The sequence below is a fragment of the Pseudomonas sp. NPDC087185 genome (genome assembly GCF_044744955.1).
GTDB lineage: Bacteria > Pseudomonadota > Gammaproteobacteria > Pseudomonadales > Pseudomonadaceae > Aquipseudomonas.
Genome location: NZ_JBIUZK010000001.1, coordinates 995,823 through 1,019,918, shown reverse-complemented (window position 1 = coordinate 1,019,918; position 24,096 = coordinate 995,823). Strand labels below are relative to the sequence as shown.

Sequence of the window (24,096 nt, the reverse complement as noted above, 5' to 3'; positions counted from 1 at the left end):
TTTACAAGTACGTGGTGACAGAGGGATAAAAAGGTAGCTATGTATCCATTTGTTTCTTGATAATCGGATCCCAAACCTGCGGACGGAAATCAACACCATGGCCATCAGCAGCACCCCCACCGCCAGCACCGGGTCGGCAAGCCAAGCCAACCCGCTGGTGATGCGTATCATCACCTTCTGCGCGCTGGCGCACCTGATCAACGACCTCATCCAGTCGGTGCTGCCGGCGATCTACCCAATGCTCAAGGCCAATTACGACCTGAGCTTCGCCCAGATCGGCCTGATCACCCTGACCTTCCAGATTACCGCCTCGCTGTTGCAGCCCTGGGTCGGGTTCTTCACTGACCGCCGGCCGACGCCGAACCTGCTGCCGCTGGGCACCCTGTGTACGTTGGTGGGCATTGTCATGCTGGCCTTCGTCGGCAGTTTCCCGATGATTCTGCTGGCCTCGGCGCTGGTCGGGATTGGTTCGTCGACCTTCCACCCGGAAACCTCGCGTATTGCACGCCTGGCCTCGGGCGGGCGTTTCGGCCTGGCGCAGTCGACCTTCCAGGTGGGCGGTAACGCGGGTTCGGCCTTTGGCCCGTTGCTGGCGGCTGCCATCGTCATCCCGTTCGGCCAGACCCACGTGGCCTGGTTCGGCGTGGCCGGGCTGCTGTTCTTCGCCGTGACCCTGATGCTGCGCCGCTGGTACACCGAGCACCTCAGCCAGGCCAAGGCGCGCAAGGCGGTGCAGGCCACCCATGGCATCTCGCGCCAGCGGGTGATCGCGGCGCTGATCGTGTTGGGCCTGCTGGTGTTCTCCAAATACTTCTACATGGCCAGTTTCACCAGCTACTTCACCTTCTACCTAATCGAGAAGTTCGACCTGTCGGTGGCCAGCTCGCAGTTGCACCTGTTCCTGTTCCTGGGCGCCGTGGCGGCGGGCACCTTCTTTGGTGGGCCGATCGGTGACCGTATCGGGCGCAAGGCGGTGATCTGGTTCTCGATCCTCGGCGTGGCGCCGTTCACCCTGGCGCTGCCCTATGCCGACCTGTTCTGGACCACCGTGCTGAGCGTGGTGATCGGCTTCATCCTGGCGTCGGCGTTCTCGGCGATCGTGGTGTATGCCCAGGAGCTGGTGCCGGGCAGTGTGGGCATGATTGCCGGCATCTTCTTCGGCCTGATGTTCGGCTTCGGCGGCATTGGCGCGGCGTTGCTGGGGTACCTGGCCGACCTGCGCGGCATCGAATACGTGTATGGGTTGTGCTCGTTCCTGCCGTTGTTCGGCTTGTTGGCGGTGTTTCTGCCAAATACCGGTAAACGTTGAGGGTGTCGGGGTGGCTTTGTCGCCCATTCGCGGGGCAAGCCCGCTCCCACAGGTCTAGTGCTGAGCCTGAATCCAGCCGGGCCCATGTGGGAGCGGGCTTGGCCCGCGAATGGGCCGCCCTGCGGCCCCGGGCAATTGACGACTCAACCTGGCTTGGCCTAGAGTGCCGCCTCTTTCCAACCACCTGCGTAGTAGCCCAAGCAATGCGCCGTAGCCAGTCCCTCCCACACGCTCGCCAGCCTGCCCTCCAGGCCATGCGTCGTGCGTGGCCGAGCGACACGGTGCTCAAGCGTCGCCGCAGCGTGCTGTTTGCCTTCACTTTCTCGCCACACCTCGTTCTGAACTGACCTGCGCCTTTGCGTCGCCCGCCGTCCCGGCGTGCGCGTGGGCGCCTGTATCTGCGCGTCTTTTCAGTTTTCCAGGAGTGGTACATGAACATGCGTTTGCTGGCGGGCCTTCTGTTCGCCGTGTCGGTGGTCGGCTTTAGTTTGGGGGCCAGCCTGCCGCTGGTGTCGTTGCGCTTGCATGAGGCCGGCGCCGGCACCTTGCAGATCGGCATCATCTCGGCCATTCCCGCGGCGGGCATGATGCTCTCGGCGTTCATGGTCGACGCCTGCTGCCGGCACCTGACCCGGCGCACCATCTACCTGCTCAGCTTCAGTCTGTGCACCGTCAGCATCGCCTTGCTGGAGTCGGCATTCGATTCGATCTGGCTGCTGGCCGCACTGCGCCTGGGCCTGGGGATTGGCATGGGCATCGCGATCATTCTCGGCGAGTCGTGGGTCAACGAGCTGTGCCCCGACCACAATCGCGGCAAGATCATGGCGTTGTACGCCACCAGCTTCACCGGCTTCCAGGTGCTGGGGCCGGCGATGCTCGCGGTGATCGGTGCCAACAGCCCGTGGATCACCGGTGTGGTGACCTTCTGCTACGGCCTGGCGCTGCTGTGCATCCTGTTCACGGTGCCCAACGACCCTGTGGAGCACGGCGAAGAAGGCGAGAAAAGCTTTGGCCTGGCGGGCTTCTTCCGCGTGGCGCCGGCGTTGTGCGTGGCGGTGCTGTTCTTCTCGTTCTTCGATGCCGTGGTGCTGTCGCTGTTGCCGGTCTATGCCACCAGCCATGGCTTTGCCGTGGGCGTGGCGGCGCTGATGGTGACGGTGGTGTTCGCCGGTGACATGGTCTTCCAGCTACCGCTGGGCTGGCTGGCCGACCGCGTCGAGCGCACCGGGCTGCACCTGGTGTGTGGGCTGGTGGCGATGGCAATCGGCATCGCACTGCCATGGTTACTGCAGATGACCTGGCTGCTGTGGCCGTTGCTGGTGGTGCTGGGCGCGGTGGCGGGGGGCATCTACACCCTGGCGCTGGTGCTGATCGGCCAGCGCTTCAAGGGCCAGGACCTGGTCACCGCCAATGCCAGCGTTGGTTTGCTGTGGGGCGTAGGTAGCCTGGTAGGGCCGCTGGTCAGCGGCGCAGCGATGGATGTGGCGCCGCACGGGTTACCGATGGCGCTGGCGATCATGGCCGGGCTGTTCGTGTGCTTTGCCCGGCAGTCATACCGGCGGGCGGGGAAGTTGCGCGCGGTGGTGGATTGACACTCTGCTTCTGTCAGTGGCGGCCCCTTCGCGAGCTTGCCCACGAAGGGCCGCCACTGACAGTCCTGGTCAGAAGCTGCCGCGCAGGGTCACAGACACATTGCGCGGATCGCCCCAGTAATACCCGGTCGGCGTTGGCGCGACCTGGCGGTAGTACTTCTTGTCGAAGATATTGTTGGCATTGAACTGCAGTGAATAATGGTCGTTGAAGCGGTAGTTGACCATCGCGTTGTACACCGCGTACCCCGCCTGCGACGCCTCGGCGCTGCCGCTGCGGTTGTAGATGTCGCTCTGCGCCTGCACGCCGCCACCCACGGTCCACGCCTCCAGTTCGCCGGGCAGGCGATAGCTGGTAAACAGCCGCAACATGCGTTTGGGGTCGGTGGTACGGATGGCGTTGCCGGTGTTGCTGATAGTGTCCTTGAGTTGCTTGGTGGTGTTGTAGGTGTAGCCACCGGTCACGTTCCACCCCGGCAGCACTTCGCCGGAAACCTCCAGTTCGAAGCCCTGGCTGCGGTTCTTCCCAGACGCCACCTTGCAGTAGCCCGAGGGGTAGTTGGGCAGGCAGGGGTTGGGGCCGCTCACGTCATCCAGAGGGTTGCCGACCTGGTAGATACGGAAAAACGCCAGCGAAGTGTTCAGGCGCCCCTCGTAGAACTCGCCCTTGATGCCGGTCTCGTAAGCCTCACCGGTGGTCGGCTCCAGCACCGAGCCGCTGACATCGGTGGCGGTCTGCGGGTTGAAGATCTCGGTATAGCTGGCGTAGGTGCTGAAGTTGTCGTTGAGGTCGTAGATCAGCGCCGCGTACGGCACGATCTTGTTGTCGACGCTGAAGGTGCCGTTGGACTTGGTGTTGTTTTCCTGCTCGTAGTCATACCAGTTGGCCCGCGCCCCGATGATCGCCGTGAGCGGGTCGGCCAGGGAAATGCGCCAGGTGGCATAGGCCGCTTCCTGGGTGGTGCGTGTACGCACTGGGTGCGCCGTGATGTTGATGTTCGGCTCGGCCAGGCTGGTCTTCGGGTCCCACTCGCGGATGTCAAACACCCCGGAAGACACGAAATTGGTGGCCGAGGCGTATGAATCGTTGCGAATGCGCTCGACGCCGAGCATCAGTTCATGGGTACGACCAAGCAGGTCGAACGGCCCGTTGAGGGTGGCGCTCAGGTTGTTCTGCAGGCTCTCGCCGCCATCGCCCTCGGTGACCTGGTAGTTCATCAGGTAAGGGTTGTTGCTGGGGTTGGTGGCGCCGCTGGCACGTGTGAAGTAGGTCTGCTTGAAACCGTGGTCATCCAGCTCGAAGTGCGTGCGCTGGGCCATCAGCTTGAGCTTCCAGTCGTTGTCGAAGCGGTGTTCGAGTTCGGCAAAGGTCTGCAGGTTGCTGCGGTCCCAGCGGTTCCAGTCGGCACCCAGGTAGGTGCTGCGGCCAAACGGCAGGGGCGAGCCGTCGTAGTCGGCGGGCAGGTTGCCCCAGGCGCCGGTGGCATCGAGCTTGGTCCATTCCAGGCCGGTGGTCAGCGTGGTGCTGTCGTTCAGGTCGAAGGCCAGCACGCCGTAGAACACCTCTTTGCGCTCCTGGCGCGATTCCTGAAAGTGGTCCTTGTCATCGTGCACGGCAATCACCCGGCCCCGCACGTTGCCGGTTTCGGTCAGCGGGCCAGAGATATCGGCGACGTAGCGCTGGGCATCCCAAGACCCGAGGGTGACGCTGCCTTCGCCCTGGAACTCGTGAGTGGGGCGCTTGCGCACCAGGTTGACGGTGCCGGACGGGTTGCCGGCGCCGCGGATCATGCCGGTGGCGCCGCGCAGGATCTCGGCGCGGTCGATGAGCGCCGAATCGCTCTGGATGAACGAACCGCCGCCGCTGCCCTGCACCACGGTGGCGCCGTCGTACTGGATGGCGTCGATCGCATAGCCGCGCGAGTAGTACTGCACGCGCTCGCTGTCGGTCATGTTCACCACCACGCCCGGGGTCTGTTCGAGCAGGGTGGTGAGGTTGGTGATGTTCTGGTCGTCGATGCGCTGGCGGGTGACCACGGTAACCGACTGCGGCGTGTGGCGCAGGCTTTGCGCGGTCTTGCCGATGGTCACTGCGCCGGTGGTGTACGAGCCGCTGTGCTCGGTGGTCTCGCCCAGGCGGTTGCTGGAGATGCTGGTGGCGCCGAGCTCCAGGGCCCCGCCAACGTCCAGGGCCGGAATCAGCAGGTAGCTGTTGCCGCCTTCCTGCTGAACCTGCACATCGCTGCCCTGCAGCAGGATCGACAGTGCCTGGCCGCGCTCATGGCGGCCCTTCACGCCCTGGGTGGTCTTGCCTTGCAGGCTGTTCGCATCGAACGACAGGTTCAGCCCGCCTTGGCGTGCCAGCTGGTCCAGAGCAGGGGCCAATTGGCCTGCCGGGATGTTCCAGTCGAGCTGCTGGTGCTGGTTGGCGGGTGCTGCCTGGGCCATGGCGGGGATTGCCAGGCCAGTGGCCAGGCCGAGGCTGAACACAGCCGCGCGTACAGCATGGCGCAGCCTGTCGTTGCGGGGGGAACACGGGTGAATCATGGAGCGCTCCTGAAGGTTTCGTAGACCACTTTTCGGGCTTTGTTCCTTCAGGCCGCACGAGAATGAGATTCCACCTCATTCTTTTTCAAAAAATATCAGGCGGCGCCGACGTTGACCCAGTAGCGGGTGCGGTAGTCGATACGCACCGGCAGGCTGCGGGCGAGCAATTGCAGGATTTGTTCGCTGTCGTCCAGCTGGTAAGTGCCAGACACCTTCAGTTCGGCCACCTCGGGAGCGCAGCGCAATAACCCTGGGCGGTAGCGCGCCAATTCTGCGCAGAACTCGCCGAGCGGCATCTGCTGCACGCTGAGCACGCCGTCGGTCCAGCCCCACGGGTCGCCATGCAGTGTGGCGAGCTGATAGTGCCCGCCAGGCGACACCTGCAGCACCTCGCCTGCCTTTACCAGGCGTGGCGAAGTGGAGGAGGGGAACAGCGTGACTTCGCCGCTGCGCACGGCCAGCAGCAGGCCCTGATCGTTCTCGCGCAGCAGCAGTTGGCCGTCACGGGTGCCGAGGGCGCCGACGCGGGTGGTAATGCGGAACGGGCGATTGTCGCCGGAGTTGCTGGCCAGGCTGACTTCACCGCGCAGCAAGGCCAGTTCGCGCTGCTCGGCGCTGTACCGCAGGTCGATGGCGCTGGCCGTGTTGAGTTGGATCTGGCTGCCATCGCTGCCCTGTAACCGGCGGCGTTCGCCAGTACCGGTGCTGCTGTCGGCCACCAGTGCCGGCAGGCCCAAAGGTTCGCGCGCGGCCCAGCCGACGCTGCCGCCGACCGCCAATACCGCCAGCAGCTTGAGGTGGTCACGGCGGCTGATACGCTGGCGCTGGCTGCCGTCGAGGGTGCGCCGACTCAGCTCGGTGGGCAGCCCTGCCAAATCGTCGCTCAGGCTGCTTACCCGTTGCCAGGCCTGGGCATTGTGCGGGTGGCACGTCAGCCACTGCTGGAACTGCTGTTCGATGGCCGGGCTCGGGGTATCGAAACGCAGCTTCACCAGCCACTCGATGGCCTGGTCGACCTGGGCCTGTGCGGGCGCATGATCAGAACTCGGCATAGCGCAACCGATAGCAAACGCCCAAGGCCTTGGCCAGGTCGCGCTCGACGGTGGCCCGCGACACGCCGAGGCGCAGGGCGATCTGCGGGATGCTCAAGCCCTCGAGCTGGGCCAGCAGGAAAGCCTGGCGGGCACGTGGCTTGAGCTGGTGCAGCGCGCGGTCGAGGCGTTCGAGGGTATCGAGAATTACCCGGCGGTGTTCTTCACTGGGCACTTCGCCTTCAGGCAGATGGGCCAGGCTTTCCTGATAGGCACGCTCCAGGGCGCGTCGGCGGAACTGGTCGATCATCAGCCCGCGGGCGATGCTGCTCAGGTAGGCGCGGGGTTCTTTCAGCGGCGACACCTGCCGCGCACGCAGCAGGCGCACGAAAGTGTCCTGTGCCAGGTCGGCGGCATTCTCCTGGCAGCCCACCCGGTTGCGCAGCCAGCCACGCAGCCAGGCATGGTGGGACTGATAGAGCAGGGCGACTTCGGCCGGTTTGAGCGTGTCGTTGATCTGCATCGTAGTGAAGGCCCGGTCCCGTCAAACGTGTGCGATTGTGAATAGTTCTCAATTCTATGCGGGGACGATGGCGCGGGGCAATGGTATGCCAGGAATTAGCGGCGCAAGATCCGGGGTTTCGTCGGTAAGCGGCTGGGCTAAGCTGGACCTGCCCTGCACCCACTGGAGCAACGGATGATCCGCGCCGACCTCTCGCCTGACGCCTACCGCGAGGCCACCGGTTATCTGGCCGCGCTGGACCCTGACTGGGCGCGGCACATCGCTGCAGTCGGGCCCTGCCTGCATCGCGCGACGCCGGGCCGCGAGCCTTACGAGGCCCTGGTGCGGGCGATTGCCTATCAGCAACTGCATGCGCGAGCGGCCGAGGCGATTCTTGGGCGATTGCTGGCGTTATTCCCGGAAGAGGCGTTTCCCGCGCCACAGCAGTTGCTGGCGGTGGCGCCGGAAACGATACGCGCCTGTGGGTTTTCGGCGAGCAAGCTGGCCACTGTTCAGGGGATTGCCCAGGCCACGCTGGACGGTGCGGTGCCTGGCCGTGAAGAGGCGCTGGGCATGACGGACGATGCGTTGATCGAACGCTTGGTCGCCTTGCGCGGTGTGGGGCGCTGGACGGTGGAAATGCTGCTGATCTACAGCTTGGAGCGTTCGGATATTTTGCCGGTTGACGATTTTGGCGTGCGTGAGGGGTATCGTCGGCTCAAGGGGCTGGAGAAGGCACCCACACCGGCGCAGATGCGCTCGCTGGGTAGCCCGTGGAGCCCGCACCGGACCGTGGCGGCCTGGTATCTGTGGCGGGCTTGATGTTCTTCCAGTGGCTTGCCCCGCGAAAGGGCCGGCATACACGAAACCAGTAGATGAGGCACACCGCGATGAACGCCTACACCACCGACGACCAGCGCTGGCAAGCCGTACATACCCGAGACGCCCGTGCCGCCAGTCACTTCGTCTACGCCGTGCGCACCACCGGCGTGTACTGCCAGCCCGGCTGCACATCACGCATGGCCAAACGCGAGAACGTCGAATTCTTCACCGACGCCGCCGCCGCCGAAACCGCAGGCTACCGCGCGTGCCGCCGCTGCCAGGTCAAAGCCGCGGCCAACCGCCGCCCCGACCTGGTGGCCCGCGCCTGTCGCCTGCTCGAAGCCAGCGACAACCCGCCCAGCCTCGACCAGCTCGGCGCACAGCTGGCCGTCAGCCCATTCCACCTGCACCGCCTGTTCAAGGCCGAAACCGGCCTTACACCGAAAGCCTATGCGTCAGCCTTCCGCGCCCAGCGCCTGCGTGCCAGCCTGAGCGACGGGCACAATTCGGTAACCGACGCCATCTTCGAGGCCGGCTACAACTCCAACAGCCGTTTCTACGAAAGCGCCGACCAGCGCCTGGGCATGCGCCCACGCCAGTACCGTGCCGGTGGCGCGGGTGCGACCCTTCACTTTGCCGTTGGTCAGTGTTCACTAGGGGCGATCCTGGTGGCGCAGAGCGAGAAGGGCATCTGCGCGATCCTCCTGGGCGACGACCCCGAACGGTTGCTCGAACAGTTGCAGGACCAGTTCCCCAACGCGCGGCTGGTCGGCGGCAATGCCGACTACGAGCGTGTGGTCGCCGAGGTGGTGGGCTTTGTCGAGGCGCCCGCGCTGGGCCTGAACTTGCCCCTGGACGTGCAGGGCACCGCGTTTCAGGAGCGGGTCTGGCAAGCCTTGCGCGAAGTGCCGTTGGGTTGCCGGGTGAGCTATAGCGAGATCGCCGAGCGCATCGGCGCGCCCAACGCCGTGCGCGCTGTTGCCATGGCCTGTGCGGCTAACCGCATTGCCGTGGCCATCCCCTGCCACCGGGTAGTGCGCCGTGACGGCGACATCAGTGGCTACCGGTGGGGCGTGGAGCGTAAGCGGCAGCTATTGGCGCGAGAGACGGCACTCTCCTGATTGCAATAAGCCGCGTAGAATCCACCGCCAAATCGAGTTGTAAAGAGGAATGTTCGATGAGGCGTGTAAGCCTTGCCCGTTATTGCCTGGGTGTAATGGCCCTGATGCTGGCGCTCGCTGCGCCGGCCTGGTCGGCCGCCACGCCGGTGTCCAACCTGGCCGCTGGCGAGTTGCCGGCGCTTGATGAGAATGCCAGCATCGAGCAACTGAGCGATCGGCTCGATCAGATCCGCCAGGGGGTCACCAGCAACGCCAATGATGACGTGCTCTCGCAGCTACGCATGGCCGCTGTGCAGGTGCAGCGTCAAGCCGACGCGTTAAGTACGGTGCGCACGGGCGATGTGCAAAAAATCGATGACCAGTTGAAAGTCATCGGCCCGCCGCAGCCGGATGAAGCTGCAAGCCTCACGCTGCAGCGCAAGGACCTCGAGGCACAGAAGAAAGCGTTGGTTGCCGAGCAGGACCAGGCCACCAAGCTGACCCAGTCAGCCCGCGACCTGTCCACGCAGATCGTCAACTTGCGCCGCAGCCAGTTCAACTCCCAGGTCACCAGCCGCGCAACCAGCCCGCTGACCCCTGCGTTCTGGCAGTCGTTGATACGCCCGACCGAAGATGACGTGATGCGCCTGCGCGACCTGCGCGGCGAGGCAAGCGATGCCCTGGGCAGCGCCTTGAGCCCTGAACACCGCTGGTTCTTCATCAGCAGCCTGGTGGCCGCGATCCTCGTCTGGACACTGGTGCGCCTGCTCTTCGAGCGCCTGCTCGCCGACGCCATGGTCCGCTGGCTGCCCGAAGGGCGCTTGCGCCGCAGCGCACTGGCCTTGAGCGTAAGCCTGGCCACCCTGGGCACCATCGCCGGCTCCGTGTCGCTGTTGCGCTGGGGCCTGCAGAGCAGCGCCGAACTGGGCTCCGACATCGCTAGCCTGACCAACCACTTCCTCACCCTGGTGGTGTTCAGCGCCTTCATCACCGGCCTGGGCCGCGCCATGCTGATGCTGCAGCGCCCGTCCTGGCGCCTGCCGCCGATCCACGACGAAGTGGCCAGTGCGCTGGGCTGGTTCCCCAAGTTGCTGGCCCTGGCGCTGATGGTGATGCTGACCATGGAGCGCATCAACAGCGTGATCGGCACCAGCCTGGCGCTGACCGTGGCGACCAACGGGCTGACTGCGCTGGTGGTGGCGGCGATCTTCACGGCAGCGCTTGTCCGCTACCGCCGTACCCTGCGCAAGCATGAGCTGGAACGGCCGACCGGCCTGGCCGGGCTGATCCCGTTCGTGATCGTGGTGTGGGTTGGCCTGATCGTGCTGACGCTGCTGGCCGGTTACCTGACCCTGGCCTACTTCCTCACCGCCAAGCTGCTGTGGATCAGTGTGGTCGCCACCTGCGCCTACCTGTTGACCACCTTTATCGGTGACCTCTTCGAAACCCTGCTGTCGCCGCGCCAACCTGGCGGCCTGGCGCTGGCGTCGACACTGGGCCTGGCGCCACGCCACCAGGCGCAAGCCAGTACCATCCTGACCGGTATCGGTCGTACGGTGCTGCTGTTCCTGGCCGTGATGCTGGCGCTGATGCCGTCGGGCACCAGCCCGGGCGAGCTGCTGTTGAGCCTGGGCGATTGGGACGGCACGGGTGGCAAACTGCTTGGCAACCTGAACATCGTGCCTGGCGACATTCTGCTGGCCGTGGGGATGCTGTTTGGCGGCATGCTCGGTATCCGCGTGCTCAAGCGTTGGCTGAGCGAGCGTCTGCTGCCGGAAACCGACATGGACGCCGGCATGCGGGCTTCGCTGGTGACCTTGGTCGGCTACCTGGGCTTCCTGTTCCTGGCCATGCTGGTGATGTCGACCCTGCGTATCAACCTCACCAGCCTGACGTGGGTGGTCAGTGCGCTGTCGGTGGGTATCGGTTTCGGCTTGCAGCAAATCGTGCAGAACTTCATCTCCGGCCTGATCCTGCTCACCGAGCGCCCGGTCAAGGTGGGGGACTGGGTGAGCCTGGCCGGCGTCGAGGGTGATATTCGCCGGATCAACGTGCGCGCCACCGAAATCCAGATGTCCGACCGTTCCACGGTGATCGTGCCCAACTCGCAGTTCATCTCGCAGAACGTGCGTAACGTGACCATGGGCAATGCGCTGGGCGTAGTGGGGATCACCTTGACCCTGCCGCTGGAGACCGATGCCAACCGGGTGCGCGAGCTGTTGCTGGCGGCCTACCACGAGCACGAGTCGATCCTGGATGCGCCATCGCCTTCGGTGACCTTCAAGGACCTGACGGCGAGTGGCATGGTGATCAGTGTGAGTGGTTATGTGGCCGGGCCGCGGCAGGTGTCGGGTGCCCGCAGCGATCTGCTGTTCACCATCCTCGGCCGCTTGCGAGATGAGGATATTCCCCTGTCCTCACCGCAGAGCATGGTGCTGGTGCAGGAAGGTTCGCGCCCGGCTGACGAGCCGGCGTGACCCAGGGGCCGCTGTGCGGCCCATTCGCGGAACAGTGGGAGCCGGCTTGCCGGCGATTGGGGCCGCGCAGCGGCCCCTGTGGGTGTCAGCCCATGCACCGTGTGACGTGCTTCACCGACAAATACCCCGACAGCCCCCAAGGCCCGAGTTCGCGCCCGATCCCGCTGCCCTTTGTGCCGCCCCACGATGTTTCGACGAACACCGCCTGCACCGAGTTGATCCACACATGCCCGACTTCCAGCGCATCGGCCACACGATCGGCGCGTTCCAGGTCGGCCGAGCAGACGGTGGCGACGAGGCCAAAGCGGCTGTCGTTCGCTTCGGCAATCGCTTGCGCTTCAGTCGAGAAGCGACGTGCGCACAGTACCGGCCCAAAGATCTCTTCGGTCCACAGGCGGCTGTCCGTTGGCACATCGGCGTACAGCGTCGGGCTGACAAACCAGCCATCGCGATCCAGCGCCCTGCCACCGGCCAGGCACTGCAGCCCCTCTTCACGCCCAGTGGCAAAGTAGCTGGCAACTTTCAACCATTGCGCCTGGCTGGTCAGTGGCCCCATGTCCACTTCTTCTGTCAGCGGGTTACCAACGCGCAGCGTTTCCAAGGCGTGTTGCAGGCGTGGTAGCAGCGCATCGGCGATGCCTTCTTGTACCAGCAACCGCGAAGTGGCCGAGCACATCTGCCCCGCGTTCCAGCTGATGCCGGCGACAATCCATTCCACTGCCTGGTCGACATCGCAGTCGTCGAACACCATGATCGCCGACTTGCCGCCCAGCTCCAGCGTCACCGGCCGGCACTGCGCCGAAGCGCTGCGCATCACCTGGCTGCCGACGCTGTTGCTGCCAGTGAACGACAGCTTGTCCAGGCCGTTGTGGCTGCTCAGTGCCGCGCCGGTTTCGGCCTTGCCGTTGACGATATTCAGCACGCCTGCGGGCAGGCCCAAGGCGTCGGCGATCTGGCCGTAGGCCTGCTCGATCAGCGGGGTGACTTCCGAGGGTTTGAGCACCACGGTGCAGCCCGCTGCCAATGCCGGGGCGAGCTTCCAGGCGCTGGTCACCAGCGGGAAATTCCACGGCACGATCAGGCCGACCACGCCTACCGGTTCCAGGCGGGTACGGGCGCTGAATCCAGGTGCGGCCAGGGGCACGTCGCGGTTTTTTTCCGGCAGTTGCTCGGCCAGATCGGCGTAGTAGTTGAATGTGGCGATCGCGTCGTCCAGGTCGATTTCGGCCTCGTGACGCGGCTTGCCGTTGTTGCGCATCTGCAGGGTGATCAGCGCGTCACGGCGCTGCCCGAGCTGCTCGGCAAAGCCGCGCAAATAGGCTGCACGTTCGCTGGCGCTGGTCTGCTTCCAGGCAGGCAGGGCGGCTCGCGCTGCCGCCACGGCTTGGTCGACCTGGGCAACGCTGGCGGCCATCAGTTCGGCGAAGGGCAGGCCCAGAGCAGGGTCGTTGACGCTGATGCAGTCGCTGCCCTGGCCTTCGACCCAATGGCCGGCGATGTAATGGGAAGTGGTCATGGTCGGTATCCAGTCAGGCCATTTCGGCAGGGGTCAGCACCGGCGTGTGCGGGGTGCTCTTGCAGCGCACCCAGCGCGGGCCGTTGGGCCCATACACGCCAGCAGGTTCAGGGAACAGGTTGAGCAGCAGCAGGTACAGCACGCAGGCGATACCCAGGGTGACCGGCAGGCTCATGTCGACGCCGCTGGCCAGGTCGCCCAACGGGCCGACGAACTGCCCCGGCAAGTTGACGAAGCACAGGCCGACTGCCGCGCTGGGGATCCACGCCCCCATGCCGCGCCAGTTCCAACCATGCAGGAACCAGTAGTGGCCGCCGCGCTGGCCGCGGGTGAACACCTGCAGGTCGTCGGCGTGGTAGAAGCCGCGACGGGTGATCAGGCCGAGGATCATGATCACCATCCACGGGCTGGTGCAGGTGATGATCAGTACGGCAAAGGTCGAAACGCTCTGCACCAGGTTGAAGGTGAAACGGCCGATGAAGATGAAGGCAATCGCCAGCACGCCGATCAGCAGGGTGGCGCCGGCGCGGCTGAGCAGGCGTGGGAACACGCTGGACATGTCCAGGCCCGTGCCATACAGCGCGGTGGTGCCGGTGGACATACCGCCGATCACCGCGATCAGGCACACCGGCAGGAAGAACCAGCTTGGCGCGACGGCCAGCAGGCCACCGACGTAGTTGTTGGCGGCGATGTAGTCCGGCGCCTGGGTGGCCACGAGGGTGGCGGTGCACAGGCCGAACAGGAACGGGATCAGCGTGGCGGCCTGGGCGGCGATCACCGCCAACATGATGCGCGCCTTGGGCGTTTGCCGCGGAATGTAGCGCGACCAGTCGCCCAGGAAGGCGCCGAATGACACCGGGTTGCTCATGGCCAGGATCGCCGCGCCCACGAAGGCGGCCCAGAAGCCGGCCTGGCCGAGGTTGACGCTACCGGCGTAGCCCGCATCGAACGGCCCGGCGAAGGCGACGATGCCGAGCAGGAACAGCAGGCTCGATGCCCACACGGCGATCTTGTTTACCCACAGCATGAAGCGGAAGCCGAAGATGCACACCACCAGCACCAGGATGGCGAACAGGCCGTAGGCCAGGCCCAGGGTCAGGTCGCTTTCCGGCAGCCCGGCCAGGCGCTTGGCGCCGCCGACCAGGGCATCGCCCGAACTCCATACCGACAGCGAGAAGAACGCCACGGCGGTGAGCAGCGACAGGAACGAGCCGACGATGCGCCCATGCACGCCGAAATGCGCGCCCGACGACACCGCGTTGTTGGTACCGTTGAGCGCACCGAACAGGCCCATGGGGGCAAGGATCAGCGCGCCCACGCCGACGCCGAGCAGAATCGCCCAGACCCCGGCCTGGAACGACAGCCCGAACAAGACTGGGAAGCTGCCGAGCACGGCGGTGGCGAAAGTGTTGGCACCGCCGAAGATCAGGCGGAACAGGTCCAGCGGGGCGGCGTCGCGTTGATCGTCAGGGATCTGTTCGACGCCATTGGTCTCGATACCGGTCGAGTGGCTCATGGTGATGCTCCAGCGCGGTTGTTGTAGGCCGGCGCAGTGCGCGGGCCCTCTTGTGGGTGCGATGGCAGGGCGGCAGGGCCGCGTAAGGGGGAATCAGGCTGCGGTGACGACCGACAGGTGTTCGTGGCAGGCCAGCCAGCGCTCACCCTGGCGGCGGAACACGATGGTCTCGCGCTCGGTCAGCGGGTGCTCTTCACCGGCAATGCGGATGCGCGTGGCGACATCGTGCATGAAGATCGCCACATCGCCCTGCAGGCTCACCTGCACGTTGCTCGACGCGCAGCCGAGCACGGCAAAACCCTCGGCCTGCCATTGGGCCCAGAGGTCTTCATAGGCACGGCGCGACAGCAGCGGTTGCGCCAAGGTATGGAAGAGGAAGGTGGCGTCTTCGCTGAAACAGGCGAAATAGCGGGCGGTGTCGTTGCTGGCAAAGGCGGCTACGAGGTCGGCGGCAGCCTGCCGTACCTGGAGTGTCTGGTCCACGGGAGTGGCCTCACGGTTATTGTGATTGTGGTGAAGCGATTCTGGTGGGGAGTGGCGGGGGGAAAAATCGCTGGGGGGAAATAATTAGTTCAGGAATTTGTGAACCAAAGCTTGAGGCTTGCTGACCGATGTCACGGGGCCGGTGCTGGCCGTCGGCCAACCGACTGACGGTCCTTCTCATCCCTTGTGATTGCCTACGCTGAAACTCCCAATCCGTCGTTGTAAGGAGTTGCGTCATGGCCTTCCAATACAAGCGTCTGGACAAGAACAACGCCGCGGTCCTGTTGGTCGATCACCAGGCCGGCCTGCTGTCGCTGGTGCGTGACATCGATCCCGACCGCTTCAAGAACAACGTGCTGGCCCTGGCTGACCTGGCCAAATACTTCAAGCTGCCGACCATCCTCACCACCAGTTTTGAAACCGGCCCCAACGGCCCGCTGGTACCCGAGCTCAAAGCGCTGTTCCCCGACGCCCCTTACATCGCCCGCCCCGGCAATATCAATGCCTGGGACAACGAAGATTTCGTCAAGGCGGTGAAGGCGACTGGCAAGAAGCAGCTGCTGATTGCTGGCGTGGTCACTGAAGTCTGCGTGGCCTTCCCGGCGTTGTCGGCACTGGAGGAGGGCTTCGAGGTGTTCGTGGTCAGCGATGCATCCGGTACTTTCAATGAACTGACCCGCGATTCCGCCTGGCGGCGCATGGAGGCGGCTGGGGCACAATTGATGACCTGGTTCGGTGTTGCCTGTGAATTACATCGTGACTGGCGCAACGATATCGAAGGGCTGGGCACGTTGTTCTCCAACCACATTCCGGACTACCGCAACCTGATGACCAGCTACAACACGCTGGCGAAGTAAAACGTCAGGGTTGGACCATACTGACTGTTCATTCGCCCTCAGGAGTGCGCCATGGCCAAGTCGTCCAGGAAGAAAGACCTGCAAGCACCCGCCGAGAAACTGGGCGGCAAGGCCTACGAGAAGTCGCTCAAGCACCTGCATGTCGAGCTGGTGAAACTGCAGGAATGGGTGGTGGCCAAGGGCCTGAAGGTGTGCATCGTATTCGAAGGCCGGGATGGTGCCGGCAAGGGTGGCACTATCAAGGCCATCACCGAGCGGGTCAGCCCGCGGGTGTTCCGCGTGGTAGCGCTGCCGGCACCCACTGAACGGGAAAAGACCCAGATGTACGCCCAGCGTTACCTCAACCACCTGCCGGCGGCCGGTGAAGTGGTGATCTTCGACCGCAGCTGGTACAACCGCGCCGGTGTCGAGCGGGTGATGGGTTTTTGCACCGACGAGCAGGCGACCAAATTCCTCACGGTGGTGCCGTTGCTGGAAAAGCTGATGGTCGAGTCGGGGATCATCCTGATCAAGTACTGGCTCGAAGTCAGCGCCGACGAACAGACACGCCGCCTGCAGGATCGCATTAGTGACGGCCGCAAACTGTGGAAACTCTCGCCCATGGACCTCAAGTCCTATACCCGCTGGGACGACTACACCCGCGCACGTGACGAGATGTTCACCGCCTCGGATTCATCCTGGGCGCCGTGGTTCCTGGCCCACTCCAACGACAAGCGGCGCGCGCGGCTGAACATCATCAGCCACTTGCTGACACGGGTGCCGTACAAGGACATCACCCGTGAGGAGGTGGTGAAACTGCCCAAGCGCGGCAAGATCGGCAAGTACAAGGCCGTGGCGTATCCCTTCAAGGTGGTGGAAGAGCGCTTCTGATCTGATCACCCTGGTAGGGATGTGGGAGGGCAAATGACTTGAAGAAGGCAGTTGCTTCCACAGAGATCAGAGGTTCAGGGCCATGGTGACGAAGGGCACTCCGTGGCGCTCCTGGATTTCGCCAATGCGGTTGAAACCGTGACGCTGGTAAAAACCACCGGCGCTGGTGCGGGCATTGAGGATGATGCGCTGGCCTCCAGCGGCCCTCGCATGGGCAATGGCATGTCGGAGCAGGGTCGTGCCCAGGCCTTGATGCTGGAAGGCACTCGCCGTGGCGAATTTGCGGACCTGGAACGTATTGGCGTCGACCGTGAAGAGTGACAGGCAACTGGCCAGCTGCTGGTCGATATGGATGCCGAAGTGCAGGGCATCCTCATCACCCGCGACAGCACATTGCTCAGGGGTGAGGCTGGGCCACAGGACATCACGGCGCAGGGGCAGGCAGTCGAGGTAGTGGATTTGCTGGACAGTGTGAATCGGCATCATTCCTTTCCCTGGCCTGAAAACGGCGGCGCCCCCTTCGCACCGAACCGCTGCGAAGGGGGCGCCGCCGATGTGCTGCCTTTATACGTTGAAGCGGAAGTGCATCACATCGCCGTCTTTGACGATGTAGTCCTTGCCTTCCAAACGCCACTTGCCGGCTTCCTTGGCACCGCCTTCACCCTTGAACTGGATGAAGTCGTCATACGCCACCACTTCAGCGCGGATGAAGCCTTTTTCGAAGTCGGTGTGGATCACGCCAGCGGCCTGAGGCGCGGTGGCGCCCACGCGGACGGTCCAGGCGCGGACTTCCTGCACGCCGGCAGTGAAGTAGGTCTGCAGGTTGAGCAGTTCGTAACCGGCGCGGATCACGCGGTTCAGGCCTGGCTCTTCCAGGCCCAGGGCCTCGAGGAACATGTCCTTCTCTTCACCGTCGTCGAGTTCGGCGATTTCGGCTTCGATCTTGTTGCACACCGGTACCACGACCGCGCCTTCTTCCTCGGCGATGGCCTTGACCACGTCCAGGTGCGGGTTGTTGTCGAAACCGTCTTCAGCCACGTTGGCGATGTACATCACCGGCTTGCTGGTCAGCAGGTGGAAGCCACGGATGACGGCCTTCTCGTCGTCAGCCATGTTCTTCATCAGGCTGCGCGCAGGCTTGCCTTCGGTGAAGTGCGGGATCAGCTTTTCCAGGATGGCCTTTTGCGCCAGGGCTTCCTTGTCGCCGCCCTTGGCGTTGCGGGCAACCTTTTGCAGCTGCTTCTCGCAGCTGTCCAGGTCGGCGAAGATCAGTTCGAGGTCGATGATCTCGATGTCGCGCTTGGGGTCGACGCTGTTGGAAACGTGGATCACGTTCTCGTCTTCGAAGCAGCGCACCACGTGGGCGATGGCGTCGGTCTCGCGAATGTTGGCGAGGAACTTGTTGCCCAGGCCTTCACCTTTCGAGGCACCGGCCACCAGGCCGGCGATATCGACGAACTCCATGGTGGTCGGCAGGATGCGGTTAGGCTTGACGATTTCCGCCAGCGCCGCCAGGCGCGCGTCGGGCATCGGCACGATGCCGCTGTTGGGCTCGATGGTGCAGAAAGGGAAGTTCTCCGCCGCGATGCCAGACTTGGTCAGGGCGTTGAACAGGGTGGACTTGCCGACGTTGGGCAGGCCGACGATGCCGCAATTGAAACCCATGGGTATTCCCCTTTCTAAAGTGTCAGGCCTTCTGGCTGTGCAGCTCGCGCATCGCCTTGGCGAAGTCGCCGGCGAGCACGTCCGGCAGCACGCCGAGGGCAAAATCGATGCTGGCGTCGAGCTTCTCCTGCTCGGCGCGCGGCGCACGACCCAGGACGAAGTTGGAGACCAGTTTGGCGTCACCCGGGTGGCCGATGCCAAGCCGCAGGCGGTGGAAGTCGTTCTGGTTGCCGAGCTGCGCGATGATGTCGCGCAGGCCGTTGTGCCCACCATGGCCACCGCCGCGCTTGAGCTTGGCGACGCCCGGAGGCAGGTCGAGTTCGTCATGCGCCACCAGGATCGCTTCCGGCTTGATGCGGAAGAAATTGGCCAAGGCCGCCACGGACTGGCCGCTACGGTTCATGTAGGTGGTGGGGATGAGCAGGCGAACGTCGTTGCCCTGATGGCTGAATTTAGCCGTCAGGCCGAAATACTTGCGGTCAGCGGTCAAGGAGACGCGCTGTGCGCTGGCAATGCGTTCAACGAAAAGAGCCCCTGCGTTATGCCGGGTCTGTTCGTATTCGGGGCCGGGGTTACCCAAGCCGACGATCAACTGGATGGCGGTCACGTAGGGGCTCTTCCTTGGAGTTGGTGGGTTACGGTGCGCGGCACTGTAACCCGATCAACACCGGCGCGCGAGTGGATTACTCAGCGGCGCCTGCTTCAGCTTCTGGAGCAACGCGCGGAGCGTGAACGTTGGCAACAGCTTTGTCATCACCGTGGGCCAGAGCGACGAACTCTACGCCTTTCGGAGCTTTCAGGTCCGACAGGTGGATGATGGTGCCGATTTCAGCGTTGGCCAGGTCGACTTCGATGAACTCAGGCAGGTCTTTGGCTTCGCAGGAAACTTCGATCTGCGATTCAACGTGCGAGATCTCGCCGCCTTTCTTGACCGGTGCTTCTTCGTTGATGAAGTGCACTGGAACAACAGCGGTCAGCTTCTGGCCAGCAACGACGCGAACGAAGTCGGCGTGCATGATGAAGCCTTTGGCTGGGTGGCGCTGCATGGCCTTGACGACGACGTTCTGCTTGGCGCCGTCGACGTTCAGCTCGATAACGTGGCTGAAGGCAGCTTCGTTTTCGAACAGTTTGGCGATTTCCTTGGCCACGATGGTCAGGGATTGAGCTTCTTTATCGCCACCGTATACAACGGCTGGGATGTTCAGCGAGTGACGCAGGCGGCGGCTCGCACCTTTCCCCAGGTCAGTACGCGCTTGAGCGTTCAGAATGAAATCAGTCATTTTGTTTCTCCAAAATAGCCCCCCGAGGGCGTTTGCGACCAGCGCCAACGGGGATGGCAAAAAAGCCCCGCCCCAACAAATGCTGGGGCGGGGCGCTTCACATCAATACACGTTCCGCTTAGCGGAACATCGCACTGATCGATTCTTCATTGCTGATGCGGCGGACCGCTTCAGCGACAACCGGTGCGATATCCAGCTGGCGGATACGGTCACAGGCTTGAGCAGCGGCGGACAGCGGTACGGTGTTGGTCACCACCAGCTCGTCCAGTACCGACTTCTCGATGTTCTCGATCGCACGGCCCGACAGGACAGGGTGCGTGCAGTAGGCATAAACCTTGGCCGCGCCGTGTTCTTTCAGAGCCTTGGCCGCGTGGCACAGGGTGCCGGCGGTATCGACCATGTCGTCTACCAGGATGCAAGTGCGCCCTTCGACGTCGCCGATGATGTGCATCACTTCGGAGTGGTTGGCCTTTTCACGGCGTTTGTCGATGATACCCAGGTCGACACCCAGGGACTTGGCGACGGCACGTGCGCGCACGACACCACCGATGTCCGGGGAGACGATCATCAGGTTCTCGAAACGCTGGTCTTCGATATCGTCGACCAGTACGGGCGAACCGTAGATGTTGTCGACAGGAATATCGAAGAAACCCTGGATCTGGTCAGCGTGCAGGTCGACAGTGAGTACACGGTCGATACCCACGACAGTGAGCATGTCAGCGACGACTTTGGCGCTGATGGCTACACGTGCCGAACGCGGACGGCGGTCCTGGCGGGCGTATCCGAAGTAAGGAATCACGGCGGTGATTCGGGATGCTGAGGAGCGGCGGAAGGCGTCGGCCATCACTACCAGTTCCATCAGGTTATCGTTGGTTGGCGCGCAAGTCGGCTGAATAATGAAAACGTCTTTACCGCGGACATTTTCATTGATCTCAGTGCTGATCTCACCGTCGGAGAATTTACCGACAGAGACGTCACCGAGAGGGATATGCAGCTGACGTACGACACGCCGAGCCAGATCGGGGTTAGCGTTCCCCGTAAAGACCATCATCTTGGACACGCGCAGTACCTGGAGGCTGAGGGTATACCTGGATGAGTATAAGGAAAATGGCAGGGGCGGCTGGATTCGAACCAACGCATGGCAGGATCAAAACCTGCTGCCTTACCGCTTGGCGACGCCCCTGTATCTGTTGCTGCGAGCGCTAGGCACTCGACTTCTTGACCAGACTTTGCAGCTTGCGATGCAACATCGAAACATTGCTTCCTTTCGCCACAAACCCTGTTTGGGTCGCTGAAAGAAGGGCCAGAACTTTATCAGCTTCGGCTTTGCTTGGGAAGGCCCCAAACACACAACTTCCAGTTCCGGTTAGCCGAGCTTCGGTGAATTTACCCAGAGAATTCAATGCGTTTCGAACTTCTGGATAACGCTGCTCAACCACCCGTTGGCAGTCATTTCGACTGTTTCCCTCGGGAACGGGGCGCATCTTAAGGGGGAGAGAATCACGTGTCAACTGTGGATGTGAAAAAATTTCTACTGTACTGACAGACACTTGCGGCACCAGCACGACGTACCAGGGCTCGATCGGGTCGACCGGGGTCAGTTGCTCGCCAACGCCTTGGGCGAACGCCGCATGGCCACGGACGAACACCGGCACGTCGGCGCCGAGGGTCAGGCCCAGGGCGGCCAGGCGATCTTCGTCCCAGTCCAGTTGCCACAGGTGCGCCAGCGCCAGCAAGGTAGTGGCGGCATCCGAACTGCCGCCGCCGATGCCGCCGCCCATGGGCAATACCTTGGTCAGCCAGATATCGGCGCCAAGGCCGGTGCCCGACTGTTCTTGCAGCTTGCGCGCGGCGCGCACGATCAGGTTGCTGTCGTGGGGTACCGCCTCGATCTCGGTGTGCAGGCGGATCACGCCGTCATCGCGCAGGGCGAAGGTTAGCGCGTCGCCGTGGTCGAGGAACTGGAACACGGTCTCCAGCTCGTGGTAACCGTCGGGGCGGCGGCCAATGATGTGCAACCACAGGTTGAGCTTGGCCGGGGCGGGCAGGGTGAGCTTGGACATCGATCAGTGCCCCAGCTGACGCGGTTGCCAGTCCTTGACCACCAGGGTCACGTCGAGGTCCTTGCCGTGCAGCTTCAGGCGCTCGGGCAGCCAGTAACCATTCTGCTCGGTGTAGCTCAGGTACTGCACCTGCCAGCCGTCCTGGTCGAGGCTGGCCAGGCGGCTGTCGCCGTCCAGCGTCAGCTTGCTCTTGCTGTCGGGGGCGGGCAGGCCGCGCACCCACCAGACCAGGTGCGACACCGGCAATTGCCAGCCCAGTTGTTCTTCCAGCAGGGCTTCGGGGCTGGTGGCCTCGTAGCGGCCCTGGTTGGCCACCTCCAGCACCACACCGCCGGGGCGGCCGGTCAGGCGTGCGGCGCCACGGCCGAGCGGGCCGGCCAGGCGGATGTCGTAATAGTCCTGGCGCTGCAGCCAGAACAGCGTACCGCTGCCGGAATCGCGCGGGGCGCGGATGCCGACCTTGCCGTTGATCTGCCAGCCATCGAGGCTGCTCAGCTGTTCTTTATGGGCGCGCCACTGCTGTGGGTCGCCGTGGCCTTGCAGGGCCTCGCGGCTACCGAAGCCGGCACAGCCGGCCAGCAGGGCAATCAGGGTGAAGGTGATGCAATGGCGCAGGAGCATGGCGTTAAAGGGTCTCGGATCCGGTCAGGCGCAGGACGGTCTTGCGCAGGATAGGGCTGTCGGGTTGGGCCTCGAAGGCCTTGGCCCAGACCTGGCGGGCTTCACGGCGTTTGCCGTTGGCCCACAGGACTTCGCCCAGGTGGGCCGCCACCTCGTGGTCAGGGAAGCGCTGCAGGGCCTGACGCAGGTAGCCTTCGGCTTCGTCCAGGTTACCCAGGCGGTAGGCGACCCAGCCGAGGCTGTCGAGAATTGCCGGGTCGTCCGGGGTCAGCTGGTGGGCCTTGTCGATCAGCGCCTTGGCTTCGCCGAAGCGGGTAGTGCGGTCGGCCAGGGTGTAACCCAGCGCGTTCAGCGCCATGGCGTTTTCCGGCTCGCGGGCAATGATGGCGCGCAGGTCTTTTTCCATCTGCGGCAAGTCATCGCGTTTTTCCGCCAGCATGGCGCGGGTGTAAAGCAGGTTGATGTCGTCCGGGTAACGCTGGATGGCCTGTTGCAGCACCTGGTTGGCCTGGGCGTCCTTGTTGTTGTTGCTGTAGCTTTCCGATTCGATCAGGTACAGCTGGATGGCGATATCCGGCTGCGCCTCGCGCGCTTCGGCGAGCATGCGCGAAGCCTCGGTGCCGCGGCCGTTGGCAATGAGGATATCGGCCTGGCGCAGTTGCGCGGGCAGGTAGTCCGGGCCTGGGCCGACCAGGGCGTATTCGCGCAGTGCACCGGCGGGGTCGTGGCGTTCTTCGGCGATACGGCCCAGGTTGAAGTGCGCGGCGTCGACATTGCTGTCGCGCTCGATCATTTCGCGCAGGTAGCTCTCGGCCTCGTCCCAGTCCTTGTTCTCCAGGCATACCAGCGCCAGGGAATACCGCAGCTCGTCGTCGTCGGGGTATTGCTGGACCAGGCTGATGAATTCGCCTTTGGCGTCGCCGATGCGGTCCTGTTCGACCAGGGTGCGCGCGTAGGTCAGGCGCAGGCGCTTGTCGTCCGGGTTGTCGCGGATCGCGCCGCGCAGCAGGGGCAGGGCTTCCTGGCCGCGGTCCAGGGCCTGGAGCAGGCGGGCGCGCAGCAGGATCGGGGCGATCTCACCATTTTGCGCCGGGTGCGCTTCAAGCAGCTCGAGGGCTTCTTCGGCCTTGCCGTCCTGGTTCAGCAGCAGCGCCTTGCCAAACACCAGCTGGCTGTTGTCCGGGTACTTGACCAGCAGGCGGTCGAAGCTCTGCATCAGCCCGTCGCGGGTGCTCTGGTCGGTTTCGGCGGCCGACAGGGCAAGGAAGTCGAAGTGCGTGTCGCCCTGGCCCTGCAGGACCTTTTCCATATAGGTCATGGAATCGTCGTAACGGCCGGTGCGCGCCAGCTGGATGGCGGCGGCGCGCTGGGCGTCGAGGTTCTGCGGGTCGTTCTTGGCCCAGATCAGCGCGCTGTCCAGGGACGGTTCGTCGGCACCGAGGTATTCGGCGATGCGGTAGGCACGCTCGGATACGCCAGGGTCCTGGGTTTTTTCGGCCTGGTCGGCGTAGTTGGCCAGGGCGATGTCGAAGCGGTTGCGCTGGCCGGCCAGCTCGGCCACCAACAGGCTGTAGAGCGTGTCCTGTTTGAACGACCCATACACCACGGGCTTGTCGGCCTCGCTCTTGCCGGTTTCGGCAGCGGGAGGCTCGGCCGATTGCGGGGCCAGGCTCTGGCAGCCCTGGAGCAGGGCGAAAGCAAGCAGCAGTGCGTAGGGTCTGTTCATATAAAGAGGCTTAAAAGGGCTTACCGACGGTCGGAGCATGATGACACAAGCGCGGGGGCAAACCCACACGCGAAGGTCGCGGTTTACAGTGATGGTCTTGGTATATAGGGACAATAGCGAAC

Annotated in this window: 21 protein-coding genes and 1 tRNA gene; 7 read left to right on the top strand and 15 right to left on the bottom strand. The window is 63.9% G+C overall.

Going from position 1 to position 24,096, the window contains the following annotated elements:
* Positions 1–97 precede the first annotated feature (97 nt).
* Both ACIPIJ_RS04850 and ACIPIJ_RS04845 read left to right on the top strand, forming a co-directional pair.
* Positions 98–1,309 (top strand): MFS transporter, encoded by a 1,212-nt coding sequence (locus ACIPIJ_RS04850; RefSeq protein WP_401073204.1) that lies wholly within the window; start codon positions 98–100, stop codon positions 1,307–1,309.
* A gap of 431 nt (positions 1,310–1,740) precedes the next feature.
* The gene (locus tag ACIPIJ_RS04845) at positions 1,741–2,901 is read left to right on the top strand and encodes an MFS transporter (RefSeq protein ID WP_401073201.1); all 1,161 of its coding nucleotides are present in this window, start codon (positions 1,741–1,743) and stop codon (positions 2,899–2,901) included.
* Between the two features lie 69 nt (positions 2,902–2,970).
* On the opposite strand, the gene ACIPIJ_RS04840 is transcribed toward ACIPIJ_RS04845, so the two are convergent.
* The 3 genes from ACIPIJ_RS04840 to ACIPIJ_RS04830 form a co-directional block, all read right to left on the bottom strand.
* Positions 2,971–5,445: a TonB-dependent siderophore receptor gene (locus ACIPIJ_RS04840; RefSeq protein WP_401073198.1), complete on the bottom strand. Its 2,475-nt coding sequence runs from the start codon at positions 5,443–5,445 to the stop codon at positions 2,971–2,973.
* Positions 5,446–5,540: 95 nt separating this feature from the next.
* Positions 5,541–6,497, bottom strand: coding sequence for a FecR domain-containing protein (locus tag ACIPIJ_RS04835; RefSeq protein ID WP_401073195.1), 957 nt, complete (start codon positions 6,495–6,497; stop codon positions 5,541–5,543).
* The gene (locus ACIPIJ_RS04830; RefSeq protein ID WP_401073194.1) at positions 6,484–6,999 is read right to left on the bottom strand and encodes a sigma-70 family RNA polymerase sigma factor; all 516 of its coding nucleotides are present in this window, start codon (positions 6,997–6,999) and stop codon (positions 6,484–6,486) included. Before ACIPIJ_RS04830 ends, ACIPIJ_RS04835 begins: the two co-directional genes overlap by 14 nt.
* A 174-nt stretch (positions 7,000–7,173) precedes the next feature.
* Here ACIPIJ_RS04830 and ACIPIJ_RS04825 point away from each other — a divergent pair, with 174 nt between their 5' ends.
* The 3 genes from ACIPIJ_RS04825 (at position 7,174) to ACIPIJ_RS04815 (ending at position 11,377) form a co-directional block, all read left to right on the top strand.
* Positions 7,174–7,800 (top strand): DNA-3-methyladenine glycosylase family protein, encoded by a 627-nt coding sequence (locus ACIPIJ_RS04825; RefSeq protein ID WP_401073192.1) that lies wholly within the window; start codon positions 7,174–7,176, stop codon positions 7,798–7,800.
* A 68-nt stretch (positions 7,801–7,868) separates the two neighbouring features.
* Entirely contained in the window at positions 7,869–8,921 is a 1,053-nt protein-coding gene (ada, locus tag ACIPIJ_RS04820) for a bifunctional DNA-binding transcriptional regulator/O6-methylguanine-DNA methyltransferase Ada (RefSeq protein WP_401073190.1), read from the top strand.
* 56 nt (positions 8,922–8,977) lie between these two features.
* Complete coding sequence (locus ACIPIJ_RS04815; RefSeq protein WP_401073187.1) at positions 8,978–11,377, top strand: DUF3772 domain-containing protein; 2,400 nt, start codon at positions 8,978–8,980, stop codon at positions 11,375–11,377.
* An 85-nt stretch (positions 11,378–11,462) separates the two neighbouring features.
* Here the strand turns inward: ACIPIJ_RS04815 and ACIPIJ_RS04810 are convergent, their stop codons facing one another.
* From ACIPIJ_RS04810 to ACIPIJ_RS04800, 3 genes are all read right to left on the bottom strand, one after another.
* Positions 11,463–12,893, bottom strand: coding sequence for an aldehyde dehydrogenase family protein (locus ACIPIJ_RS04810; protein ID WP_401073184.1), 1,431 nt, complete (start codon positions 12,891–12,893; stop codon positions 11,463–11,465).
* A gap of 13 nt (positions 12,894–12,906) precedes the next feature.
* Positions 12,907–14,409 carry a purine-cytosine permease family protein gene (locus ACIPIJ_RS04805; RefSeq protein ID WP_401073181.1) on the bottom strand — a complete coding sequence of 501 codons (1,503 nt, stop codon included), beginning with the start codon at positions 14,407–14,409 and terminating at the stop codon, positions 12,907–12,909.
* Positions 14,410–14,502: 93 nt separating this feature from the next.
* Positions 14,503–14,892 (bottom strand): YybH family protein, encoded by a 390-nt coding sequence (locus ACIPIJ_RS04800; RefSeq protein WP_401073179.1) that lies wholly within the window; start codon positions 14,890–14,892, stop codon positions 14,503–14,505.
* A 236-nt stretch (positions 14,893–15,128) separates the two neighbouring features.
* Between ACIPIJ_RS04800 and ycaC the strand changes: the two genes are divergently transcribed.
* Positions 15,129–15,749, top strand: a complete 621-nt coding sequence (gene ycaC, locus ACIPIJ_RS04795; RefSeq protein WP_401073176.1) for an isochorismate family cysteine hydrolase YcaC — start codon at positions 15,129–15,131, stop codon at positions 15,747–15,749.
* A gap of 51 nt (positions 15,750–15,800) precedes the next feature.
* Positions 15,801–16,619, top strand: a complete 819-nt coding sequence (ppk2, locus tag ACIPIJ_RS04790) for a polyphosphate kinase 2 (protein ID WP_401073174.1) — start codon at positions 15,801–15,803, stop codon at positions 16,617–16,619.
* A gap of 66 nt (positions 16,620–16,685) precedes the next feature.
* Here the strand turns inward: ppk2 and ACIPIJ_RS04785 are convergent, their stop codons facing one another.
* From ACIPIJ_RS04785 to ACIPIJ_RS04745, 9 genes are all read right to left on the bottom strand, one after another.
* Complete coding sequence (locus ACIPIJ_RS04785) at positions 16,686–17,102, bottom strand: GNAT family N-acetyltransferase (RefSeq protein ID WP_401073171.1); 417 nt, start codon at positions 17,100–17,102, stop codon at positions 16,686–16,688.
* A gap of 81 nt (positions 17,103–17,183) precedes the next feature.
* Positions 17,184–18,284 carry a redox-regulated ATPase YchF gene (gene ychF / locus ACIPIJ_RS04780; RefSeq protein ID WP_016484859.1) on the bottom strand — a complete coding sequence of 367 codons (1,101 nt, stop codon included), beginning with the start codon at positions 18,282–18,284 and terminating at the stop codon, positions 17,184–17,186.
* A 22-nt stretch (positions 18,285–18,306) separates the two neighbouring features.
* Positions 18,307–18,891: an aminoacyl-tRNA hydrolase gene (gene pth / locus ACIPIJ_RS04775; protein WP_008099045.1), complete on the bottom strand. Its 585-nt coding sequence runs from the start codon at positions 18,889–18,891 to the stop codon at positions 18,307–18,309.
* A 76-nt stretch (positions 18,892–18,967) separates the two neighbouring features.
* Complete coding sequence (locus ACIPIJ_RS04770; RefSeq protein ID WP_401073168.1) at positions 18,968–19,564, bottom strand: 50S ribosomal protein L25/general stress protein Ctc; 597 nt, start codon at positions 19,562–19,564, stop codon at positions 18,968–18,970.
* A gap of 118 nt (positions 19,565–19,682) precedes the next feature.
* Positions 19,683–20,624 (bottom strand): ribose-phosphate pyrophosphokinase, encoded by a 942-nt coding sequence (locus ACIPIJ_RS04765; protein WP_003247410.1) that lies wholly within the window; start codon positions 20,622–20,624, stop codon positions 19,683–19,685.
* Between the two features lie 48 nt (positions 20,625–20,672).
* Positions 20,673–20,747, bottom strand: a tRNA-Gln gene (locus ACIPIJ_RS04760).
* Between the two features lie 19 nt (positions 20,748–20,766).
* Positions 20,767–21,627: a 4-(cytidine 5'-diphospho)-2-C-methyl-D-erythritol kinase gene (ispE, locus tag ACIPIJ_RS04755; RefSeq protein ID WP_401073165.1), complete on the bottom strand. Its 861-nt coding sequence runs from the start codon at positions 21,625–21,627 to the stop codon at positions 20,767–20,769.
* Positions 21,628–21,630: 3 nt separating this feature from the next.
* Complete coding sequence (gene lolB, locus ACIPIJ_RS04750; protein WP_401073162.1) at positions 21,631–22,248, bottom strand: lipoprotein insertase outer membrane protein LolB; 618 nt, start codon at positions 22,246–22,248, stop codon at positions 21,631–21,633.
* 4 nt (positions 22,249–22,252) lie between these two features.
* Positions 22,253–23,974, bottom strand: a complete 1,722-nt coding sequence (locus tag ACIPIJ_RS04745; protein ID WP_401073159.1) for a tetratricopeptide repeat protein — start codon at positions 23,972–23,974, stop codon at positions 22,253–22,255.
* Positions 23,975–24,096: the final 122 nt, after the last annotated feature.

Coding starts and splice junctions, on each gene's coding strand:
- ACIPIJ_RS04850 (WP_401073204.1), top strand. CDS start 98: ATGGCCATCAGCAGCACCCCCACCGCCAGCACCGGGTCGGCAAGCCAA.
- ACIPIJ_RS04845 (WP_401073201.1), top strand. CDS start 1,741: ATGAACATGCGTTTGCTGGCGGGCCTTCTGTTCGCCGTGTCGGTGGTC.
- ACIPIJ_RS04840 (WP_401073198.1), bottom strand. CDS start 5,445: ATGATTCACCCGTGTTCCCCCCGCAACGACAGGCTGCGCCATGCTGTA.
- ACIPIJ_RS04835 (WP_401073195.1), bottom strand. CDS start 6,497: ATGCCGAGTTCTGATCATGCGCCCGCACAGGCCCAGGTCGACCAGGCC.
- ACIPIJ_RS04830 (WP_401073194.1), bottom strand. CDS start 6,999: ATGCAGATCAACGACACGCTCAAACCGGCCGAAGTCGCCCTGCTCTAT.
- ACIPIJ_RS04825 (WP_401073192.1), top strand. CDS start 7,174: ATGATCCGCGCCGACCTCTCGCCTGACGCCTACCGCGAGGCCACCGGT.
- ada (WP_401073190.1), top strand. CDS start 7,869: ATGAACGCCTACACCACCGACGACCAGCGCTGGCAAGCCGTACATACC.
- ACIPIJ_RS04815 (WP_401073187.1), top strand. CDS start 8,978: ATGAGGCGTGTAAGCCTTGCCCGTTATTGCCTGGGTGTAATGGCCCTG.
- ACIPIJ_RS04810 (WP_401073184.1), bottom strand. CDS start 12,893: ATGACCACTTCCCATTACATCGCCGGCCATTGGGTCGAAGGCCAGGGC.
- ACIPIJ_RS04805 (WP_401073181.1), bottom strand. CDS start 14,409: ATGAGCCACTCGACCGGTATCGAGACCAATGGCGTCGAACAGATCCCT.
- ycaC (WP_401073176.1), top strand. CDS start 15,129: ATGGCCTTCCAATACAAGCGTCTGGACAAGAACAACGCCGCGGTCCTG.
- ppk2 (WP_401073174.1), top strand. CDS start 15,801: ATGGCCAAGTCGTCCAGGAAGAAAGACCTGCAAGCACCCGCCGAGAAA.
- ACIPIJ_RS04785 (WP_401073171.1), bottom strand. CDS start 17,102: ATGCCGATTCACACTGTCCAGCAAATCCACTACCTCGACTGCCTGCCC.
- ychF (WP_016484859.1), bottom strand. CDS start 18,284: ATGGGTTTCAATTGCGGCATCGTCGGCCTGCCCAACGTCGGCAAGTCC.
- ACIPIJ_RS04770 (WP_401073168.1), bottom strand. CDS start 19,564: ATGACTGATTTCATTCTGAACGCTCAAGCGCGTACTGACCTGGGGAAA.
- ispE (WP_401073165.1), bottom strand. CDS start 21,627: ATGTCCAAGCTCACCCTGCCCGCCCCGGCCAAGCTCAACCTGTGGTTG.
- lolB (WP_401073162.1), bottom strand. CDS start 22,248: ATGCTCCTGCGCCATTGCATCACCTTCACCCTGATTGCCCTGCTGGCC.
- ACIPIJ_RS04745 (WP_401073159.1), bottom strand. CDS start 23,974: ATGAACAGACCCTACGCACTGCTGCTTGCTTTCGCCCTGCTCCAGGGC.